This is a genomic window from Bdellovibrionales bacterium (genome assembly GCA_018266295.1).
Lineage (GTDB): Bacteria > Bdellovibrionota > Bdellovibrionia > Bdellovibrionales > Bdellovibrionaceae > JACMRP01.
This window is the reverse complement of record JAFEAQ010000011.1, coordinates 1,183,059-1,202,217: the sequence shown is the minus strand read 5'-3', so window position 1 is coordinate 1,202,217 and position 19,159 is coordinate 1,183,059. Positions and strand designations below refer to the sequence as shown.

The 19,159-nt window shown below is 48.9% G+C and carries 20 protein-coding genes and 1 riboswitch; of the genes, 8 read left to right on the top strand and 12 right to left on the bottom strand.

Going from position 1 to position 19,159, the window contains the following annotated elements:
• Window positions 1–35: 35 nt before the first annotated feature.
• Window positions 36–455, bottom strand: a complete 420-nt coding sequence (locus JSU04_14595) for a hypothetical protein (protein MBS1971536.1) — start codon at window positions 453–455, stop codon at window positions 36–38.
• A gap of 114 nt (window positions 456–569) precedes the next feature.
• Here JSU04_14595 and tsaA point away from each other — a divergent pair, with 114 nt between their 5' ends.
• From tsaA to arsC, 5 genes are all read left to right on the top strand, one after another.
• Entirely contained in the window at window positions 570–1,301 is a 732-nt protein-coding gene (tsaA, locus tag JSU04_14590; protein MBS1971535.1) for a tRNA (N6-threonylcarbamoyladenosine(37)-N6)-methyltransferase TrmO, read from the top strand.
• 68 nt (window positions 1,302–1,369) lie between these two features.
• Window positions 1,370–2,356 carry an isopenicillin N synthase family oxygenase gene (locus tag JSU04_14585; GenBank protein ID MBS1971534.1) on the top strand — a complete coding sequence of 329 codons (987 nt, stop codon included), beginning with the start codon at window positions 1,370–1,372 and terminating at the stop codon, window positions 2,354–2,356.
• A gap of 109 nt (window positions 2,357–2,465) precedes the next feature.
• Entirely contained in the window at window positions 2,466–3,515 is a 1,050-nt protein-coding gene (locus tag JSU04_14580; protein MBS1971533.1) for an aminotransferase class V-fold PLP-dependent enzyme, read from the top strand.
• The gene (locus tag JSU04_14575; GenBank protein MBS1971532.1) at window positions 3,475–4,278 is read left to right on the top strand and encodes a hypothetical protein; all 804 of its coding nucleotides are present in this window, start codon (window positions 3,475–3,477) and stop codon (window positions 4,276–4,278) included. Before JSU04_14580 ends, JSU04_14575 begins: the two co-directional genes overlap by 41 nt.
• Window positions 4,278–4,622: an arsenate reductase (glutaredoxin) gene (gene arsC / locus JSU04_14570; GenBank protein MBS1971531.1), complete on the top strand. Its 345-nt coding sequence runs from the start codon at window positions 4,278–4,280 to the stop codon at window positions 4,620–4,622. The genes JSU04_14575 and arsC overlap by 1 nt, the downstream gene beginning before the upstream one ends.
• On the opposite strand, the gene JSU04_14565 is transcribed toward arsC, so the two are convergent.
• Window positions 4,619–5,548, bottom strand: coding sequence for a hypothetical protein (locus JSU04_14565; protein ID MBS1971530.1), 930 nt, complete (start codon window positions 5,546–5,548; stop codon window positions 4,619–4,621). The two genes, arsC and JSU04_14565, sit on opposite strands and share 4 nt — an antisense overlap.
• A gap of 380 nt (window positions 5,549–5,928) precedes the next feature.
• Between JSU04_14565 and JSU04_14560 the strand changes: the two genes are divergently transcribed.
• Window positions 5,929–7,698, top strand: a complete 1,770-nt coding sequence (locus tag JSU04_14560) for a VWA domain-containing protein (GenBank protein MBS1971529.1) — start codon at window positions 5,929–5,931, stop codon at window positions 7,696–7,698.
• On the opposite strand, the gene JSU04_14555 is transcribed toward JSU04_14560, so the two are convergent.
• The 6 genes from JSU04_14555 to trmFO form a co-directional block, all read right to left on the bottom strand.
• The gene (locus tag JSU04_14555) at window positions 7,699–8,181 is read right to left on the bottom strand and encodes a hypothetical protein (protein MBS1971528.1); all 483 of its coding nucleotides are present in this window, start codon (window positions 8,179–8,181) and stop codon (window positions 7,699–7,701) included.
• Window positions 8,176–8,273, bottom strand: a riboswitch (purine riboswitch). (Overlaps the previous gene by 6 nt.)
• A 30-nt stretch (window positions 8,274–8,303) precedes the next feature.
• Window positions 8,304–10,997, bottom strand: coding sequence for a valine--tRNA ligase (locus JSU04_14550; protein MBS1971527.1), 2,694 nt, complete (start codon window positions 10,995–10,997; stop codon window positions 8,304–8,306).
• A gap of 71 nt (window positions 10,998–11,068) precedes the next feature.
• Window positions 11,069–11,713 (bottom strand): hypothetical protein, encoded by a 645-nt coding sequence (locus JSU04_14545; protein MBS1971526.1) that lies wholly within the window; start codon window positions 11,711–11,713, stop codon window positions 11,069–11,071.
• Window positions 11,714–11,807: 94 nt separating this feature from the next.
• Window positions 11,808–12,527: a DUF4360 domain-containing protein gene (locus JSU04_14540; GenBank protein ID MBS1971525.1), complete on the bottom strand. Its 720-nt coding sequence runs from the start codon at window positions 12,525–12,527 to the stop codon at window positions 11,808–11,810.
• A 98-nt stretch (window positions 12,528–12,625) separates the two neighbouring features.
• The gene (locus JSU04_14535; GenBank protein MBS1971524.1) at window positions 12,626–13,765 is read right to left on the bottom strand and encodes a hypothetical protein; all 1,140 of its coding nucleotides are present in this window, start codon (window positions 13,763–13,765) and stop codon (window positions 12,626–12,628) included.
• A 146-nt stretch (window positions 13,766–13,911) separates the two neighbouring features.
• Window positions 13,912–15,264, bottom strand: a complete 1,353-nt coding sequence (trmFO, locus tag JSU04_14530; protein MBS1971523.1) for a methylenetetrahydrofolate--tRNA-(uracil(54)-C(5))-methyltransferase (FADH(2)-oxidizing) TrmFO — start codon at window positions 15,262–15,264, stop codon at window positions 13,912–13,914.
• A 103-nt stretch (window positions 15,265–15,367) separates the two neighbouring features.
• On the opposite strand from trmFO, the gene JSU04_14525 reads away from it, so the two are divergent.
• Both JSU04_14525 and JSU04_14520 read left to right on the top strand, forming a co-directional pair.
• Complete coding sequence (locus tag JSU04_14525) at window positions 15,368–15,766, top strand: DUF721 domain-containing protein (protein MBS1971522.1); 399 nt, start codon at window positions 15,368–15,370, stop codon at window positions 15,764–15,766.
• 93 nt (window positions 15,767–15,859) lie between these two features.
• On the top strand, window positions 15,860–16,255 hold the full coding sequence (locus JSU04_14520) for an STAS/SEC14 domain-containing protein (protein MBS1971521.1): 396 nt from the start codon (window positions 15,860–15,862) through the stop codon (window positions 16,253–16,255).
• A gap of 4 nt (window positions 16,256–16,259) precedes the next feature.
• On the opposite strand, the gene JSU04_14515 is transcribed toward JSU04_14520, so the two are convergent.
• From JSU04_14515 to JSU04_14500, 4 genes are read right to left on the bottom strand one after another with little or no spacing between them, the layout of a single operon-like run.
• Complete coding sequence (locus JSU04_14515; protein MBS1971520.1) at window positions 16,260–17,063, bottom strand: MCE family protein; 804 nt, start codon at window positions 17,061–17,063, stop codon at window positions 16,260–16,262.
• 8 nt (window positions 17,064–17,071) lie between these two features.
• A complete protein-coding gene (locus JSU04_14510) occupies window positions 17,072–17,803 on the bottom strand; it encodes an ABC transporter ATP-binding protein (GenBank protein MBS1971519.1) in 732 nt (243 codons plus the stop codon).
• A complete protein-coding gene (locus JSU04_14505) occupies window positions 17,794–18,576 on the bottom strand; it encodes an ABC transporter permease (GenBank protein MBS1971518.1) in 783 nt (260 codons plus the stop codon). Before JSU04_14505 ends, JSU04_14510 begins: the two co-directional genes overlap by 10 nt.
• Window positions 18,576–19,076 (bottom strand): hypothetical protein, encoded by a 501-nt coding sequence (locus tag JSU04_14500; GenBank protein MBS1971517.1) that lies wholly within the window; start codon window positions 19,074–19,076, stop codon window positions 18,576–18,578. Before JSU04_14500 ends, JSU04_14505 begins: the two co-directional genes overlap by 1 nt.
• Window positions 19,077–19,159 lie beyond the last annotated feature (83 nt).

The following is a 19,159-nucleotide window of genomic DNA, read 5'->3' as shown; positions in this document are numbered from 1 at the left end:
AAGCTGGTTCTTAGAACCAGCTTTATATGGGGAAACTATCTCCAATACGACCAGTATGAGCCGTAGTAGTAATAATTATAGTATCCGTAGTTGTAGCTGTAGTACGGGTTGTAGTAGTTGCCGTACCAGTTGCAACCTGGGTTGTAGTATCCGTATGACGGATAGTAGAAGTACCAGCTAGAAGCGCCGCCATCTTTGTCCAATTCAGACTTGATGTTCGCTGCTGGAACCGGAGAGAAAGTCGCTTGAGCTGCAAAAGCTTGAGCGTCTTCTTTCGAAACCATTGCTGCATCCGTTTTGACGAAAGTAGCTTCGTTAGTTTGTGTGTTTACACGCAAAACCAAAGTGCCTTGAAGTTCTTTGTTAGTAACTCCAGACTCGTTATCAAGTTCGCCAGCCAAAGCTGCAGAGCCCATGCCCAAAACCAAAGCTGCAGAGAGAATAAAGCGCAACATATGTGCCTCCTTCAGTGTTGTTAAAATGTGCCTGGTAAATAACCACCGCTCCAACTCAAGTCATCAGAAATGTGCTTGTCATTGTCTACTTTCCAATGCAAACAGGGAGCACCTATGAACTACGAGCCAATAAGTGATCTAAAACCAATCGGTTATCTCGAGTCCTCCTATCGAGATAAATTTGGAACGCCGCGACAGCCAGGATTGTCGCCGCACGCTTGGTCACGCCTGAAAATCCGCGCAGATCTGCAGCCGGTTCAAGCTCTTGAGGGGCTCGAAAACTTCAGTCACGTTTGGCTCATTTTCATGTTCCACCAAAACAAAACCGCTCGTTATCACGCCAAAGTTCATCCGCCACGTCTCGGCGGTGAAAGTTTAGGAGTCTTCGCGACTCGCAGTCCACACAGACCAAACCCGATCGGTTTGTCGCTTGTGGAATTGGTGAAAATTGAAGGCGATTCTTTGATCCTTGCGGGGGCGGACCTGGTTGATGGAACCCCGATCCTCGATATCAAACCTTATATCCCTGAGGTCGAAGCCAAGCCCGAAGCCCGCACCGGATGGCTCGATAAGGCTGAGAAAAAGCAAATCACCGTGGAATTTTTACCCGAAGCCGAGGCCTTTATTGAGCAGTGGCAGAAGGCTCACCCGGATAAAAAACTGCGGGAAATCATCGTTGATACCCTCAAATTAGACCCGCGCCCTGTGCTTTATCGGGGTTACGAAAACGAAGAGTCGCCATATCGAAGCGATCATGCTTTTAGACTGCTTGATGGGGATGTCCATTTCCGCTTTATCTCTGCGGAAACAGTGGTCGTTTTTAACATTCTTTCAATGAATAATTAGTTGCGGTTTCTAGACTTGCCCGCATAAGTCCCAATCCCTTATTTTAGAGACTCATTTGGGAGGGATTTATGAGCTTTCAGGAAAACACCGTAGCAACCGGTTCATCGACTCTGCGTAAGGTTCCAACACTGAGCCTTTCTCATTACACAAAGGGCACTCCAGAACAAAAAGCCCACTTTGTTGAGCAGCTTTACAAAGGCCTTGTTGATTACGGCTTTATCATCCTGAAAGATCACGGCGTTGAGCCCGCTCTTCTTCACAAAGCTTACAGCATTCTCGAAAAATTCTATCAACTTCCAGTTGAAACAAAACGCTCTTACATTTCTAAAGCGGGTGGTGGTCAACGTGGTTACACTCCATTCGGTCAAGAGCATGCAAAAGACGCAAAAGTCATGGACTTGAAAGAGTTCTGGCACGTCGGCCGTGAAGTGGCTGACGGTCATCCACTCAAAGAAAAATACTATCCAGACAATATCTGGCCGACAGAAGTTCCAGAATTCAAACCTGTGTTTTCAAAACTCTATGCAGATCTCGAAGAAGCGGGCCAAGCAATGCTTGAAGCTTTGACGGGTCCTTTGGAAGTTCCAAAAGACTTCTTCCGTGGCATGACTCACGAAGGGAACTCGATCCTTCGTTTGTTGCACTATCCACCGATTCCTGCGGATGCAGATCCACGTTGCTTGCGTGCAGCTCCGCACGAAGACATTAACTTCATCACGATCTTGCCTGCGGCAACCGCGTCTGGCTTGCAATTGAAAGATCGCGACGGTTCTTGGCTCGACATCGTTTCTGAGCCGGATACTTTGATCGTGGATGCGGGCGATATGCTGGCTCGTTTGACGAATGACGTGATTCCGTCAACGACTCACCAGGTTGTGAATAGCCCAGAGGCTAAAAACAAGCCTCGTTATTCTATGCCTTTCTTTATGCATCCAAATCCAAATGCGATGCTGAGCTGTTTGCCATCTTGCCGCGGCGCAGGCGCTAAGTACCCAGATATCACTGGGGGCGATTTCCTCATGCAAAGATTGCGCGAGATCGGTCTTATCAAGTAGTGTTGGGCCCATGTCGACGTACAGGGCCCTATTCAACATTCCGGACTCGGTTTGTTTCTTGAATTCGGCTTTCATTTCTCCTCAGATGAAAAAGATCACTGAGGCCGGGATGGAAGCCGTTTCTTTTAAGGAACAGCCGTGGCGCTTACAAACTTCTGATTTTTTCACGGGTTGTGATGAGCTTCGTGGCCTTGTCGCGAGTCTCTTAAAAACTTCTGCCGACAATATCGCTTTGATTCCCGCTGTGAGCTATGGCGTGGAAACCGCAGTTCTGAATTTACCGGTGCCTGCCGGTAAAACGGTTTTGATGCCGGAAGGGGAGTTTCCTTCCAACGTGTATCCATGGAAGACGCGCACTTTTGTAACTCGTCCTCCGAATCACGATTGGACTTCGGCGTTCTTGGCGGCGATTGATGAAAACACCGCGGTGGTTTCTGTTCCGCAAACGGACTGGTCTGACGGCAGCCACTTTGATTTGGTTGCGATCAGTAAGAAAGCCAAATCTGTCGGCGCTGCACTTGTTGTCGATATCAGTCAGTCCTTTGGCGTTTCACCGATTGATGTAAAAGCTTTTGATCCTGATTTCCTCTTTAGCGTTGGTTATAAGTGGCAACTCGGTCCTTACGGTGTGTCTTACATGTACGTCGCTGACAGACACTTAAACGGCCAGCCTTTAGAAAACAACTGGGTGAATCGCCGTTGCAGCGAAGACTTTACGAAGCTTACAGAGTATACAGACGAGTACCATATAGGCGCGCGCCGTTTTGATAGCGGTCAGCATAGTAATTTTGCTCTAAATCCCATGGCGATTGAGGCTATGAAGGTTCTCAATGCCGTCACACCTGAAAAAATCTTTGCTCATATCACGTCTTTGAATGAAACTTTGGTAAACGGTTTGGCAACTTTAGGATTTGAAGTAGTGCCTCAGAACCGTCGCACAGGCCACATGATCGGCGCGCGAGCCCCGGGTGGAGTGTGTGTGAAGGATTTGTGTGGAAGACTTCGCGAAAAGAATATTTTCGTCAGTGTCCGTTGTAACAGTCTTCGCATAAGTCCTCATATTTACAATACCGAACAGGACATTATGAAATTCCTGGTCGAACTAAAAAGGCTTATGGATGAATCAGCAAGTACCCGATCAAGAGAGCTTGAGGCTTAAACATTATTTCCAAGTCGGCATCGGCGTGGGAATTTTCGTAGCCCTCGTGAGCGGCTTCGTTTGGTTCCGCAGCAACAAGTCAACACCTCCGCCAGAGACCACAGCCACTGAAGTCGGCGACATGCCTGAAGACACAGGCCCTGATGCGCGCTTTGATGATGACCTTCAAGCGAAGGTGGGACTGGAAGCAGCTCCAACTCAAGATAAGAAAAAAGCAGAGCCTGTTGATTTGGCCAAGGCCTCTGAGTTCTTCGGTCAAAGCATGAAACAGATGGCAGCTTGCGTGGGTTTGAATCCTTCGAACGCCAGCGGCGAACGTCTTGATCCAAGTTTTGATAGCTTACTCTCTACTGTAAAGAGCGATCTTGGCGATCCTATTCTTCGCTCTGAAGATTGGGTGACTTGGAACATGCGTGCCGGCGGCGAAGAACGCCGTATTCGTATCGAGACCGATTATTCTGACAGTGATCAAGCTTCGAGACACTTGTTGTATTTCAAAGTCGATAAAGAAGGTCAGCCAACACTGATTCCTTTGCCAAGTGAACAAACTAAAGATCCAAGTGATTCCTTCATCGCTTCATTGCAAAAAGACGGTGAAGTTTACGAGGAAGAAAAAGGCGAGCGCGCTTATTTTGAAAACGGCCAGGAAATGGTTCTGACTGAAAAGAATGGCAAGATCGACGATCTTGAATTCTCAAACGGTTCAAAGACTTTCCGTTGCGCTGGCATTCTGACAACAGCACCAAGCTGCAAGTGCTACTAATGTCTCAGTGGAAAATCTATCACAATCCAAAATGCAGTAAGAGTCGTGAGGCTCTGGCTTTGTTGCAAGCGCGTGGTGTGGAGCCGGTCGTTGTCGAGTATCTGAAAGAGCCGCCAACGGCGAGAGAGATCCGCGAGTTGATCAAGAATTTGGGTGGGCTAACTCCGGCCCTCGTGCGTACGAAAGAAGACCTATATCAAGAACTCGGTTTTGATGTGAACTCAGTTGATGTTGTTGTTGAAAATCTTGTGAAACATCCGAAGCTTTTAGAAAGACCGATCGTCGTGAAAGATCATGTCGCTGTCATCGGTCGTCCTGTTGAGAATATCGAAAAATTATTTTAAGGCGGCGTATAGGTAACGCGACAAGCGCCCTTCACGCCGGCACCGCCCGCTGCAGATGCACCACTAAATCCGCTCCCGCCGCCACCACCTGCGCCGTAATTGCCGCCAGCTTTACCTGTGCCGGTGCTGACGCCTCCGGGGCCACCACCACCGCCACCGCCGCTACCGACAGAGGCTGCGAAGTTTGTTCCGGCAGAACCTGCAACGGCATTACTGGTGAATTGATTTGAACCCTTACCGCCGGCACCGCCACCATTGGCTGAGGTTCCGCCCGCTCCTCCTGTTGTAGAAGTCCCGTTAGCGCCAGCAGATCCGCCATTTCCAGCGCCACCGCCGCCGCCGCCGCTATTGGAGCCGGCATTTCCATTACCCCCTTTGCCTCCGGGGCCATCAGGACCTGCCGCGCCACCACCGCCTCCAGCTCCCGCAATGCCGCCGCCGCCAGCGCCACCATCACCACCTGCAATAGCATTCGCAGAGGGAATTGAGGAGGCAACCAAGCCGCCAACACCGGCGGTGCCTGAAGAGGCTCCGGTCGTGCCGCCTTTTGCAGTTAAGTTTGCAGCGCCATTGAAGGTGGTATCGCCACCGTTACCGCCAGAACTTCCTCCGGCACCAATGACTACGGCAGCAGTTCCACCAGGAGTCAGAGTCATGTTTTGAACATAAGTGTAAGCCCCGCCACCGCCTCCACCCCCGCCGTTGAAGCCCCCTGAGCTTTGCCCAGGAGCTCCGCCTGCGCCGCCGCCAATACACTCAACGAGATTGTCAGAGTTGTTCCAGTCGCTCGGAACCGCCCAACTGGCATTCGATGTAACGATGGTTATAACCACAGGAGCTGAAGGAGTTTTCTTTTTCCAGAATGCAAAAGGAGTAATTTGAGAAAAGCAATGCTCGCTCCATAAGATTCCAGTCAGCAGAAACATGATGGGTAAACTTCGAGAGCGATGCATGCTTATTATTTTATAAAATAGAATCTGAGTTATGTACGTTTAGATTCAGAGTCCTGATTGCGGACGCATATGTACGTACTGAGGAAATCTATTTGCTCCCTTGGCTCTGTGTGGGTCCGCGATCATTCCAGCGGATGCTCGGGAGCGTGAGGAAAACTCGACATCTCCGAACAAGTCCGAAAACTTTCTTCGAACGGTTGAACTTCAAGCTTGCACCAAAAAAAATGTTTCAGTCTGAGACAGTGTCGAAAGAGTTCCTATCCGATGTGGAACATTCACTAGTCTTTGATATTAAAAAATAAACAAATATGCCGATAATAATAAGACGTTAATTCACGTTCAGGGGGATGAAAATGAAAGCACGTAGCCTGCGTATAGCCACGCTGATTTTCGGTATGGCTCTCTTCACAAGCGTTCTTTTCCAGAACTGCGCTCCTGTATCATTTAAGCCAGAAGAAGCTGCCAATGCTCTCGCTGCAAAAGGCGATGAGGAATCACAGGCACCAGCGGTTTGTGATGACGGCCAAGTCAGCGGCTCTATTAAATGGGAAGTCGTGAACGGACAAAACATCGAAGAGCCGGGCAAGTGTGACTTCGGCGGCAACCTCACGATGGTTTATGAGAAACAACAAAAGCTTCTTTGCGATGGCGGTAAGTACGTCGGCAGCAATGAATTCCAAAAAGGTAAACTCCTTGGCCAGAAAGGCGCTTGTAACTGCGCTGATGGCGTGAACAATGGCATGAGCGTTTGGAAAAACGTTGATGGTCAAACCATCAGCGAAAACCAAGCATGCCCCGCCAACGGCACTTTGACTCTGACTTATGAAAAACAACAGAAGTACACTTGCGACAACGGCAAGCTTGTTTCTTCTGAAGATTACCAAAAAGGCAAACTCCTCAGCCAAGCCGGCGCTTGTAAATGTGCCGATGGCTCTGCGGAAGGGGCTTCTTCAATCAAGCTCGTTCCTAATGCAACAATCGTTGAGCAAGGTCTCTGCCCGAACGGCGGTAACTTGCAATACGTCTATGAGAAGCAGCAGACTTATATCTGCACGAATTCTCAGTCTGTAGCTCAAAACATGTTCTCTAAAGGTAAGCTCTTGCAGACGACGGGTGCTTGTAACTGTTCTGACGGTGTTGTTAGCGGCGGCTTTAAGTTCGTAACTTTGGCGGGTCAAACGGTCTCTGAGGCTGCGGCTTGTAAGTATGGCGGCAATCTTGCCAACGTCTATGAAAAACAAGAGAAGAACCTCTGCACAAACGGTTCGTTCAGCTCAACGGGTGACTACCAAAAAGGTGCGTTCCTCCGTCAGGATGGTGCTTGTAACCCACCACCTGTATTGACTGAAAGCTTCTCGATCAGTGCAACTAAGACAATGAAGCCACTTGATATGGTTTGGGTGATTGATAACTCGGGTTCTATGAATGAAGAGGCGGCAAACGTTCGTGCGAATCTGACAGCTTTCATCAATGCTTTGGATAAGTCTTCAGACATGAAGTTCATGCTTCTCAGTAAGCAAGGAACAACAGGGACGTCTGTGGCTTTGCCAAGTGGCTTGGATGCAACTCGCTTCGTTCAGTATAATAAGACAATCGGTTCTAACGACGGTCCTGCGCAGCTGATCAGTCAGTTGAACTTCAACATTAGCAGCGGTATTCCGTTCTTCCGTGCGGATTCTAAGAAGATCATCGTGTTTGTAACAGATGACAACTCGTCGATGACGGCTGCGAACTTTACGACGAATTTAGCAAAAGCCGGTGTGGCTTCCGGTCAGGCTGCGATCTTCAGCTTCATTGGTCTTGGCAGCTCCGTGAGTAAGTGTCAGGCGGCGACGGGGGCGGTTTACCAAACTCTCGCAACTCAAACGGGTTCGCAGGTTTACAACATCTGTGATTTGGATTGGTCGAAACACTTTGCTGATTTGAAAACGGATGTATTAACGAAACTCGGTCGCTCGTTCACTTTGAAAGACACAATGGCAATGAAGATTGTGAAAGTAGAAGTAGACGGAGTTGCAATCGATGCCAGCAAGTACAGTTTCGCAAATGGCGTGCTCTTACTGGCGGATGACGTCACCATGACAGAGACTAGCTCCGTCAAGGTTTCATATACTCAGGAATAATTAGAGAGCATTCACTTGGGCGAGGATCGCAGGAGCCTCGTCTAAGTGAGTCTTCGCTTCAATCACGAGTCTTACTGCATCTTTCTGCAAAAGCTTCCCATGGAACATCTTATCGCAAAGAGCCTCTTCGAGAGGGTCTGTGATTGTGTACACGCTTTCGTGTTGTGGCCACAAGTTTGTAACGTCGTTACTTCCGCCTACGCAAAGTGGGATGAAGTGGTCGATCTTGAATTCGTTACGAGGCATAGATTCGATGTTGTAACCGAATTTGCGGTCATAATCTTCGATGATTTGGTGCTTGAGGCCCGGGCTGACATCGCGATCGCAATAAGCGATTTTTTCCGGATAGCGGTAAGCATTCGGTTTATCGCATAATTTGCCTGGGGTTACTTGTAAAGCCGGGCCAGTAGGAAAACTGTCGGCGAACGATTGTTGGAAGCTAAGAGTACTCAGAACTAAAACCGCGAGAGCTAGAGCCTTCATCGTTGATCTCCAAATAGTCCGCCTTTTACGGTGGCGGGTAGAAACTCCGGACCTTATTTCCGGCTTATACTTAGGGGACGAACGAGGGTATAGCGCTCCGTTTCGCGGAGCGCAAGGCCCTTTTATTGGAATCTTACAAGGGCCTCTTTCATGGACTCGATCTGCACTTTACTTTGAGCTAATAGCTCTCTATCAGCAGCGACGACGTCCTCATCGGCATTGGCTATAAATTTTTCATTGGAAAGCTTACTCGTCAGCATCGAGATATCCTTGTTTAGCTTCTCGATACCCTTATTAAGACGCTTAATTTCCTCATCAAAATCCACAAGGCCTTCTAACGGAATAATGACCTTGATTTGACCCATCTTCGTGGTGATTGGGGCAACCGCGCACTTTTGCAGATTGCCGTCAGCACCGATATCCAGATTCGCCAAACGAGCCATTGTCATGATGGCTGTCTTGTTATTACCCAGGACCTTTTGGATATCGGCCTCTGTAATACCCAAGCGCACATTGAGCTTTTCTGCCGGGCTAATGCGGTTCTCGCCGCGGATATTGCGGATCGCAGTCACAACGTCTTTAACGATATCGATTTCGTAAGCGGCTTGTGGTGAACCCAAAGCCAAGAAGTCTTTATCGTTACGCGTGTTCGGGTATTGGTCGATGATACAAGCCTTCCCGCGGATCGGAAGCTTTTGGTAAATCTCTTCCGAAATGAACGGGATGAATGGGTGCAAGAGTCTCATCATACGATTGAGAACTTGCGCCATCACGAGCTGAGTCGCTGCGCGCTCTTCTTTGTTAGAGCCGCTGAAGATCGGTTTTGTGAACTCGATGTACCAGTCACAGAATTGATTCCATGTGAACTGATACAAAGCCGTTGCCGCGTCTGAGAAGCGCTCTTGCTCGAGAGCTTCCTCGACCGTTTTTTCTACTTCGCCAAGTTTCGTGATGATCCATTGGTCGAAGATCGAAATCTGCGCCTTGTTTGGCAAAGCCTTCACGCCATCTGCCGGAGCTTGGAAGTCCTGAAGATTCGTCAGAGCAAAGCGGGCCGCATTCCAGATCTTATTCATGAAATTGCGGTAACCTTCGAGGCGTTGCTCAGCAAACTTGAAGTCTTTACCGGAATACAAGTGAGCGAGGAACGAGAATCTCAGCGCATCCGCACCGTGCTTGTCGATCATTTCAACCGGATCAACAGAGTTGCCGGAGCTCTTAGACATTTTCTTACCTTGAGAGTCGCGAACAAGGCCATGAATGTAAACCGTTCTGAACGGCACATCACGTTTGAACTCAAGACCCATCATGATCATACGAGCAACCCAGAAGAAAATGATATCGTGACCAGTGACTAGGTAACTGGTTGGGTAGAACGTCTTCAGAGTTTCAGTCTCTTCCGGCCAGCCCATTGTTGAGAACGGCCACAATGCCGAGCTGAACCAAGTATCGAGAACGTCTTCCTCTTGCGTGAGGTTTTTCTTATGGCACTTTTCGCACTCCGTAGGATCTGTCTCAGAGACAGTCACGTGACCGCAGTCAGGGCAGTTCCATGCAGGAATACGGTGACCCCACCAAAGCTGACGCGAAATACACCAGTCTTCGATGATATTCATCCAGTGAAGGTAAACCTTTGTCCAAGACTCAGGTTCAAAGCGAATTGTACCACTCTCAACCACACGGCGAGAAGGAACAGAAAGGCCTTCTGTTTTAACGAACCACTGTTCCGACAAGAAGGGCTCAACCACAGCGCCTGAGCGCGAGCAGTGACCTACGTTGTTCACGTGAGGCTCTTCTTTGACGAGAAGGTTCAAGTTTTTAAGATCCTCGATCACTTTCTTGCGAGCTTCGATCACGCTGAGGCCTTGGTAAGGACCCGCGTTTTCGTTCATCGTTGTTTTCTTCGTCAGAATATTGATGAAATCGAGGTTGTGCGCTTTACCGATTTTGTAGTCATTGAAATCGTGCGCCGGAGTGATTTTCACAACGCCGGAACCGAAAGACTTATCAACATACGAGTCCGCGATGATTTTTACCTTACGATTGATCAAAGGCACGATCACGTTTTTACCGATGAGAGCTTTGTAGCGCTCATCTTCAGGGTTGACACAAACCGCCGTGTCGCCCAAGAGAGTTTCTGGACGAGTCGTTGCAATCGTCAGGAAGCCTGAACCATCTTCGAGCGGGTAGTTGATGTGCCAGAGAGAACCTTTAACGGTTTTGTATTCTACTTCGAGGTCCGAGATGGCTGTCTCGAGAGGGCCCGACCAGTTGATGAGTCTTTGGCCTTTGTAGATCCAGTTCTTTTTGTAAAGAGAAACGAAAACCTTGCGAACGGCTTTAGAAACACCGTCATCGAGAGTGAAGGTCGCGCGTTCCCAGTCACAAGAATCACCTAAGCGGCGCATTTGGGAATAAATGCGATCGCCGTACTGGCGTTTCCAGTCCCAGATTTTTTCTACGAATTTCTCGCGGCCGAGTTGGTGGCGAGTGACGTGTTCATTCTTTTTGAGTTCTCTTTCAACAACCGATTGAGTCGCAATGCCGGCGTGATCCGTGCCTGGCAACCACATGGTGTTGAAACCGTTCATGCGTTTCCAACGGATGAGTAAATCCTGAATTGTATGATCGAGAGCATGCCCCATGTGCAAGAAGCCTGTGACGTTCGGTGGAGGCAAGATGATGCTGAATGGAGGTTTCGTCGAGCGGTTCTCTGCTTTAAAGAAACCGGATTCTTCCCACCACTGATAAACTTTGCCTTCAACTTCTTGAGGGTTGTAACGATCTGAGAGCTGGTTCGTATTTTGTTCCGCCATAATTATCCCCGTGAAAATAACGACTTAGGATAGCTTACGCGGGCCTCCAAGACAACAAACAGCGCCTGATGTCAGGGCCTCTTGTCGAGGCCCCAAATCAGGTTCAGCTGCGCTGTAATCGTATCTGCGCTTTTGACGGTGGAGTCCTTGGTCAGACAAGTGGCATAGTCGCCTCGGAGTGCGATTCCGACGCCCGAAGAAACCGGAATAGTGATGTCCAAACCACCGATGCCAAAGAGGTTGCTGATCGTGGTTGTATTGTAGAAAAACGGATCGATGGACGACATCACGTAGGTATCGCGGCGGAGTCCCGCATAGGGGCGCAGCCATCGCCAGCGATAGCCGAAATCAAGGTCTAAAGTAGAGCCAGTGACATCATAAGTAAAACTGAAGGAACCCGAGGTGCCACCTTTCTGATATCGAATGTTGTAGGGGATGTTGGAATATTTTTGAAAAGCAACGGCCACTTCAAAATCCCAATTGCTATTGCCAAGAGGTGCATATGAGCCGAACTGTACGCCGCTGCCAGGAAGTTTTAACTCCGAGTCCGGGCCTTCAGTAATTTGGACGGTGTAGCCCGTGCCGAGTGCCTCTGCAAGCATTTGGCTCATAGGCTTTACAGGAACTTCGGTGTAAGTCGTTGATCGATAGCCGACACTCCCATGTGTGCAGGCCGCTGATATTGCTGCGAGGAGAGCGAGTAAAATAAAACGCATTACTCACAGTAATTTTCTTTATAAACAGAATCGAGTGTAAATGTTCGATTGTTCGAAAATTGGACCCTCGACGAGTCGAGGGTCCATTCTTAGTCTATGGAAAACGCGGTGGTCTGCCTGGGTTTGGATTGCCACGCGAAGGAGGTGGCTGGATGCCGCCGCCCGGAGGCTGAGTTGGGCGTCCGTTGAAGCTGCAAGTTCTCCAAGAAAGACGGAAATTCTGAGACTGAACTTGGCCGTCGATTGTATCGAGCGTGATCATTGCTGAAGATGGACTGCGCGGATTGAGTGAGCGTGCCGTTAAGAACGTGGCAACATAGAGCGACTGATTCGCAGTACCCATGCACGGCGACCATGGAGCTAAGCGCGGATCGATTTCGTTGTGAATGTAGTAGTTGTTTTGATAAGGACCGTTGAAGTCTTGGGCTTTGAAAGAATAATTACTGCCATCTTGAAAACCGGGTCTTTCATTCGGAGGACGAGCTCCATCAAAAGAGTAAATCGCTTGATGAGTCGCGACCGAGCCGCCTTCAACATTGGCAAAACCACGATAGTCGGCTGAGAGAACTGAAAATTGCCAACCTGCTGGGACTGCGAAGTCCACTTTGAGCTGACAGTTTTTTCGTGACAAAGTCATTTGGCGAGTGGACTCAGCAACATATTGATCGAGGAGCAGAGAAAAGGCACTGCCGTCTGGTGAAATCATTGCGCTGTAACTTCCCTGGGGGCAACCTGATCCCACGGCTTGAACGCTCCGTACTTGGACTCCTGGTGGCACCTGTGCCTGAGCGCTGAAAGACGAAGCTAGTAACATAAGAATTGGTAGTATCATTATTCCCCCCAGAATAGATTCGATAGATGGTGACAAGTCGCCACTCGGGGAGAGCTATTGCAAGCAGTAGACCAACTGAACTAGGGCCGGAATGACTGACTGTCGGCGCAAACACCGGCGCCGAATTTCTCATCAAGACGACGATGAATAGATGCTAAGCTCGTGACATAGCCAGGACCGCCATGACTTTGCCAGATCTTGAGCCACTCTGGAAAGCTCAGCTCAGAGGCTGAGATGTTTCGGAGAGAAACAGCAATGAGACGATTGAGCTCACCCTCTGAAAGTTTTGGATTCTGTGCGAGAAGATTTGCTTTGATTTGCTCGCGACGTTGACTGAGGCGCGCGATGCCTTTCATGAAATCCAAATCATCGGCCTTCACATGGCCAAGGAATTCGCTCAAGCGATACTTATTAGCGTGATAAAGAACCGGATTCGCAAGTTCTTGCGATTTACGCTGAGAAAAATCGATGCGACTTAAGAGATAATCTTGAAAGTTTTTAACCGCCGTTGCGCCACCGGTGTTGTAACCGAGATCGACGAGAAGCTCACGGAGGTAAGGGCCGTGATCGTCGGAAACTCCAGCTTGAAGCAGCAGAGTGCCGATCTGGCGTTTTTCATATTCTTTCGCAACATAATCTTTGTTGAGCTTGTGCAAGATCGAAGCGTAGAGAATGTTTTTAAGAACACCGTAGTTTTTTGTCATGAGTTGACAGCGGCTGCCATTACCAACAGGACTCCAGAATCCTGTTTTACTTTGCGAGTAACTTTTGAGCCAGCGGCAACTATTCTTGGTGCTTTTAAAAATCTTATCTTTGTAAGTGGGAAGAACGCGGTCGACATCTTGGATTGCGGTCTTTGTGAGCTGACCAATACCAGTGTCGCCGTTTGGATTTTGAATCGAAGGGTGAAAACCGCTTTCCATCATCAGACGAGGGAACGTTTCAGTCATTGGAATATCGAGACAATCTTCGATATTGCTAAAAGCTCTTTGCAGGAACTGAATATCACTGCGAGTGTATTTTGGGCGGGCCGCACCACGCTCCGGCTCTGCTTTTTCATTCGGGCATTTTACGAACAGTGACGAGGTCTCACCAGGGTTGATCGAAGCAAACGAGTTGTCGAGGGCATAGGCTACGCAGGCTTCAGGAAAAAGCTTTGTCTGAGCTGTGGCCCAAAGGGGAAATAGCACGAATAAGCAGAGACCTAGGTATTTTTTCATACTGGCTTAGAACTTCAAGCTCTAGGCCAAGCCGGGGGCTTTATAGGGACTCTGGCGTGTACCTGCTTGAGCCAGCGCCGAAATTGGGAAGCGGGCCCGCAGAGTTTTGACGTCTCAGTTTGAGACGCTTAGACCCAGCTTTCTGGTTACTGTTGAGCCCAGCTTTCAAGAGCCGCGCGGGCCTTCTTGATTTGCACTTCTTTCTTCGCTTTTTTATCGCGGTGAAGTTTCTGAGCTTTGAGTGGCTCAAGGTCTTCTTCGGTGAGCGGCGGAATCAAAGCGAAGTTGATGTTCGTCGGCTGGAAGTGTTCTGCACGAGTTGGATCGGTGATCGCTTCAAGCAAGGATCCCATCGCCGACAAACGTGGCGGCGGAGTGAAGACTTTGTCTTGCAGCTTTTGATCGATGAACTTTGCCACCATCAAACCAACACATGTCGATTCGAAGTAACCTTCAACACCGGTGATTTGTCCTGCGAAGAACAACCATGGATCGATCTTGCTGGAAAGATCGCAGTTCAGGCGCTTTGGTGAATTGATGTACAAGTTACGGTGAATACTGCCGAGCTTGAGGAACTCCGCGTTTTCAAGACCAGGGATCATGCGGAAGACACGGACTTGCTCGCTATAAGCCATGCGGGTTTGGAAGCCCACCATGTTATAAGCAGTGCCTTCTTTGTTGTCTTGGCGAAGCTGAACCACGGCGTAAGCGTAGCGGCCGGTTTTTGGGTTGTCGAGACCCACGGGTTTCATCGGCCCGAAGCGCAGAGTTTGATCTCCGCGGTCGATCATGGCTTCAATCGGCATGCAGCCTTCGAAGAAATCCGTTTTTTCGAATTCTTTTGGTTCGATTTTACGTGCGGCTTTTACTTCGGCAATAAAGCGCTCGTATTCTTCTTTATTGAGCGGGCAGTTGTAGTAATCGCCGGTGCCTTTATCGTAACGATCGGCTTTCCAAGCGATGTCTGTGTTGATGCTGTCTGTATCGATGATCGGCGCGATGGCATCGAAGAAGTACATAAACTCATCACCAAAGTGACGGCGCAGGCTTTCGGCCAAGTTATCGTGCGTGAGTGGGCCCGTTGCGATCACTGCTGGGCGAGGAACTTCATCAAGGTTGTTGATCACGTCGTTACGGACTTCGATGTTCGGATGATTCTTGATCATCTCCGTGACTTTTGAAGAGAAGACTTCGCGATCCATGCCGAGGGCTTGGCCCGCAGGAACTTGCGCGTGGTAAGCGGCTTCGAGGATTTTTGAATTTAATTTCTGCGCTTCCCATTTCAACTGACCCGGGGCAGAGACTTCGCCCGTGCTGCCGAAAGAATTTGAGCAGACAAGCTCCGCAAACTTGTTGGTTTTGTGGGCTGGAGTCATGGTCTTGTCGCGCATTTCAAAAAGCACGACTTTGTAGCCCATGTCGGCGAGTTGCAAAGCACATTCACTGCCGGCTAAGCCAGCTCCTACCACCGTGATTTTCTTGTCTGATTTCAAGTTCATGGGCCTTGTGTAGCCGCTCTGGGGGCCCTTGACAAGGGGTGATAAGGCGGAAAGGGGAGTTTTTTCAAAGGATTTTAGGGGTTAGCTGTGCTAGATCTAACCTATGCGTGATCAAGATCCTAAATCCAAGTTTAGCCTCGGCTCCGAGGTCCTTCAGCGCCTGTTTGAGAGCGGCAATTCGCCGTTGTCTGAACAGTTTATGCGTTGGAAGCTGTGGGCCCGCTGGAGTGAATTTGTCGGACCGACGATCGCCCAAAACACCGAACCCGTGGGGCTCAACCGCGGCGTTTTGTACTTGTGGGTGCGCAGCAGTTCTTGGATGCAACAGCTGACGTTTATGAAGGATCCGATTCAGGATACTTTGAACAAGAAACTTGGCCAGCATTTGATCAAGAACATCCGTTTTACTTTAGATCGCCGTGAAGTTCCGAGCGATGTTCAAGCGCAACAAGATTTCAAGAACGTGATTTCTAAAATCGCGCCTGAAAGCGACGACGATTAACATACCGACAGCATCATTTTTGTAAACTTACAAATGCCTTCTTCTTTTCATATTCTTTTTGAAAAGCAAAAATAGAAGAACCTGGAGGGCTTTATGTTCACAATCATGCAGAATCTTCCAGCGCATATTCTTGGAATTCGCGCTGAAGATGTCGTGACAGCTGAAGACTACGAGATGATATTAATCCCTTTGCTCGACGAAGCATTGAGACAGGGACGCAAGGTGCGCCTTCTTTACCAGTTAAGCCCGAAGTTTGCACGGCTGACTCTTGGAGCCGCATGGGACGATTTAAAAGTGGGCCTCAAATATATGATGGCTTTCGAAAAGGTTGCCGTGGTCACTGATATAGGTTGGATTCGCGATGCGGCCCGGATGTTCAAACCGTTGATTCCCTGTCCGGTCCATGACTATGCAAACAATCAGTTGGACGAGGCCATTGCTTGGCTTGCGGGAACAGAAGTGTCCCCGCAACCGGAAATGAATTCGTGAGTGGCTACTTTTCTTCGTTCTTTTCGATTGAAGTACGCATAAGGTTTTTCATGTAACTCTTGCGTGGTGATCCACCAAGCATTGATTTCAATTGATCGTGCAGGCTTGAATCGTTGATCAAAGCACCGAGTGTGCCCTGACCTTTATCAAGCTTCGTCATAACGCTGTCTAAGCGATCCACGGTGTTTTTAAGTTTACCGTCGCTGAGGCCCTCTGTGATTTTTTCAGCAGCGCCCGCCGTCTTATCAAGTTTTGCAGTGGCACTAGCCATATTCGCGAGGATCTTATCCACACGGTTTTCCGCATTGAGCGATTTTGAAAAGCGGTGCATTTCATTGATGATATCGAAGATCTTTTCAGCTTCGTTGCCACGCTCTGAAAGAATGCCGAGGATGTCTGTGGCTTTCGCGACTTCGATCACGGCGTTTTCTGTGAGCGGCTTTGCCTTAGGATCGCCTGGGATGATGAAGATGTACTTATCACCCAAGGCACCTTGAGTGCGGATTTCTACCATCGAACCCTCTGTCACGCGTGGCATGAACTGGTTATCAATTTGCATAACGATGTCGATGAGATTGCGCTCAGGAAGAATATTGATTTTTTTGATGTTACCAACAGTGATACCAGAAAATGAAACCACAGAGCCTTCGGCCAAGCCTTGGACTTGCTCAAAGTGCGCGTGCAGAGTCGTGTAGCTGCGGAAGAACGCCTTGTCGGCACCCAGCAAGAAGATCGAGCCCAGCAGGATGATCAGGCCCACCACAAGGAAAATACCTACTCGAAGTTGTACTTTTGCGTTGTTTTCCATAGTTTCTCCTAGAGTTCCTCTCCGGCGATGAATTTAGCAATAGCTCCGAGGCTGTCTTGATCGAGCTGAGACATCGTCCCTTGCGCTTCAATACGGCCGTTCAGGACCATCGCCATTTTGTCGCAAACAGCATTCGCCGTCGGCATATCATGAGTCACCAGAATCGAGGTCACTCCTTTGGCTTTCAATCTTAAAATCAAATCTTGAATCTTGCGTGTGTTAAACGGATCAAGACCCGCTGTCGGTTCATCATACAAGATGATCTCGGGACTCATCATCATCGCACGTACAAGGCCCACACGTTTTTGCATACCGCCTGAAAGACTCGTCGGATAGACGTTCTCATTGCCAGCAAGACCAAATTCATCGAGACTGCCCAGCACGCGGTCGCTGATTTCTTTCTCCGTGAGCTGAAAATGCTCGCGGAGGGGATAAGCAAGGTTTTCAAAAACGGTCATCGAGTCAAAAAGGGCGCCGTTCTGAAAGGCATACGCCACTTTTTTGCGAACTTCGAGGAGTTCGCGCTCGTTCATATGGGTGATGTCAACGCCATTGATGATCACTTGCCCGCTGTCAGGTTTTTCAAGCCCGATCAGACTGCGCAAGATCACGCTTTTGCCGGTGCCGGATCCGCCGATCAGGCCCATGCATTCGCCTTTACGCACATAAAAAGAGATGTCCCGGTGGACCACCTTTTTACCGAAAGACTTTTTAAAGTTTCTAACTTCAATTACACCCATTTAGTCAGCATCCAAATTAATTTTGAAAGGAAGAAGTCGCCGACTAGAATCATGATCGATGAGACCACCACGGCATTCGTTGTGGCGATACCGACTTCCTTGGCGCCATTTTTTACGTTGAGACCAAAGTAACAAGAAGACAGAGAGATAAAGCAAGCAAAGAAGAACGATTTGGCAAAACCCGAGAGATAGTCATCAAGAGTCGCCGTGGACATGATTTTCAAGTAGTAGAAATTTGGGTCCAGTCTGAGTTCCGTTGCTCCGACAATCAAACTTCCGGCATTCCCGACGATGTTGGCAAAGGCCACCAGGACGGGAAGAGCAATCAAGCAAGCAATCACACGTGGGATCACGATTTTTTTGATCGGCGAAGTGCCGAGCGCGCGAATCGCATCAATTTGCTGAGTCACGGTCATAGAGCCGATTTCACTGGCCATACCCGCGCCAATGCGAGCCGCGAACATCAAGCTTGTAAACATCGGACCGATTTCGCGGAGGATGGTGGCAGCAACGAGTTTCGGAACATACAGTTTACCGCCGAATTTTTCGAGACCCAGACCAAATTGCAATGCCATCACCATGCCGATGCTGAATGAAGTTACAAAGACCAGCGGAACAGACTTATAACCCACTTGGAAGATCTGTTCTACGACAAGCTTCCAATAGATTTTACCCTTAAACGTGTCACGGAAGACCTGACCCGTGAGGATGCCGAGCCCACCCCAGAAATGCAGAACTTCAAGTAAAAATGCCGTGACGGGTAGTGAATCCATTAGGGCGCCTTGAAACTTTCTAAGAATTTCTCGAAATAGTTTTTCTCAGATTCAAAAGACTTTGCTACGCCACCATAGCTCAGCGTGAAATTGCAGCCGTTTTTCTTAAATACGACGAGCAAAGTTTTAACCGGAACACCGTCGACTTCACCTTGGGCCTCGGTTCGAAGAGCATCGCGGCCGTTGAATTCAAAATTTTGTGTAGAAAGAACTTTGAGCTTATCCAACACGACCAGCGAATCACCTTCGATTTGCTGGAGGCTCGGATCCGCATTGCCGTTGCAGTCGGAAAGGAAAGAGATCGTGTTCCCGGTTTTGCCACTGAGCCAAGCCTTATCACCTGAAGTGACTTTGATTTCTTTAAATGGAGCCGCAGGATCCGCGTACTTGAGATCTTTTGCCGGCGTGCCTGTCCCGCTCGGAATTTTAACCGAGACACAGGCCCCCAAAGTCAGCATGAGCCAAATGAAAATGAGATATCGAAGGTGATGGTTTTTCATAATCATTTCATCGGCTAAAAAATTAGAAATCCTCAGTAGTTAAAATCAATTCTCGACTTTCGGTGATACCGACTTTGGAAGAG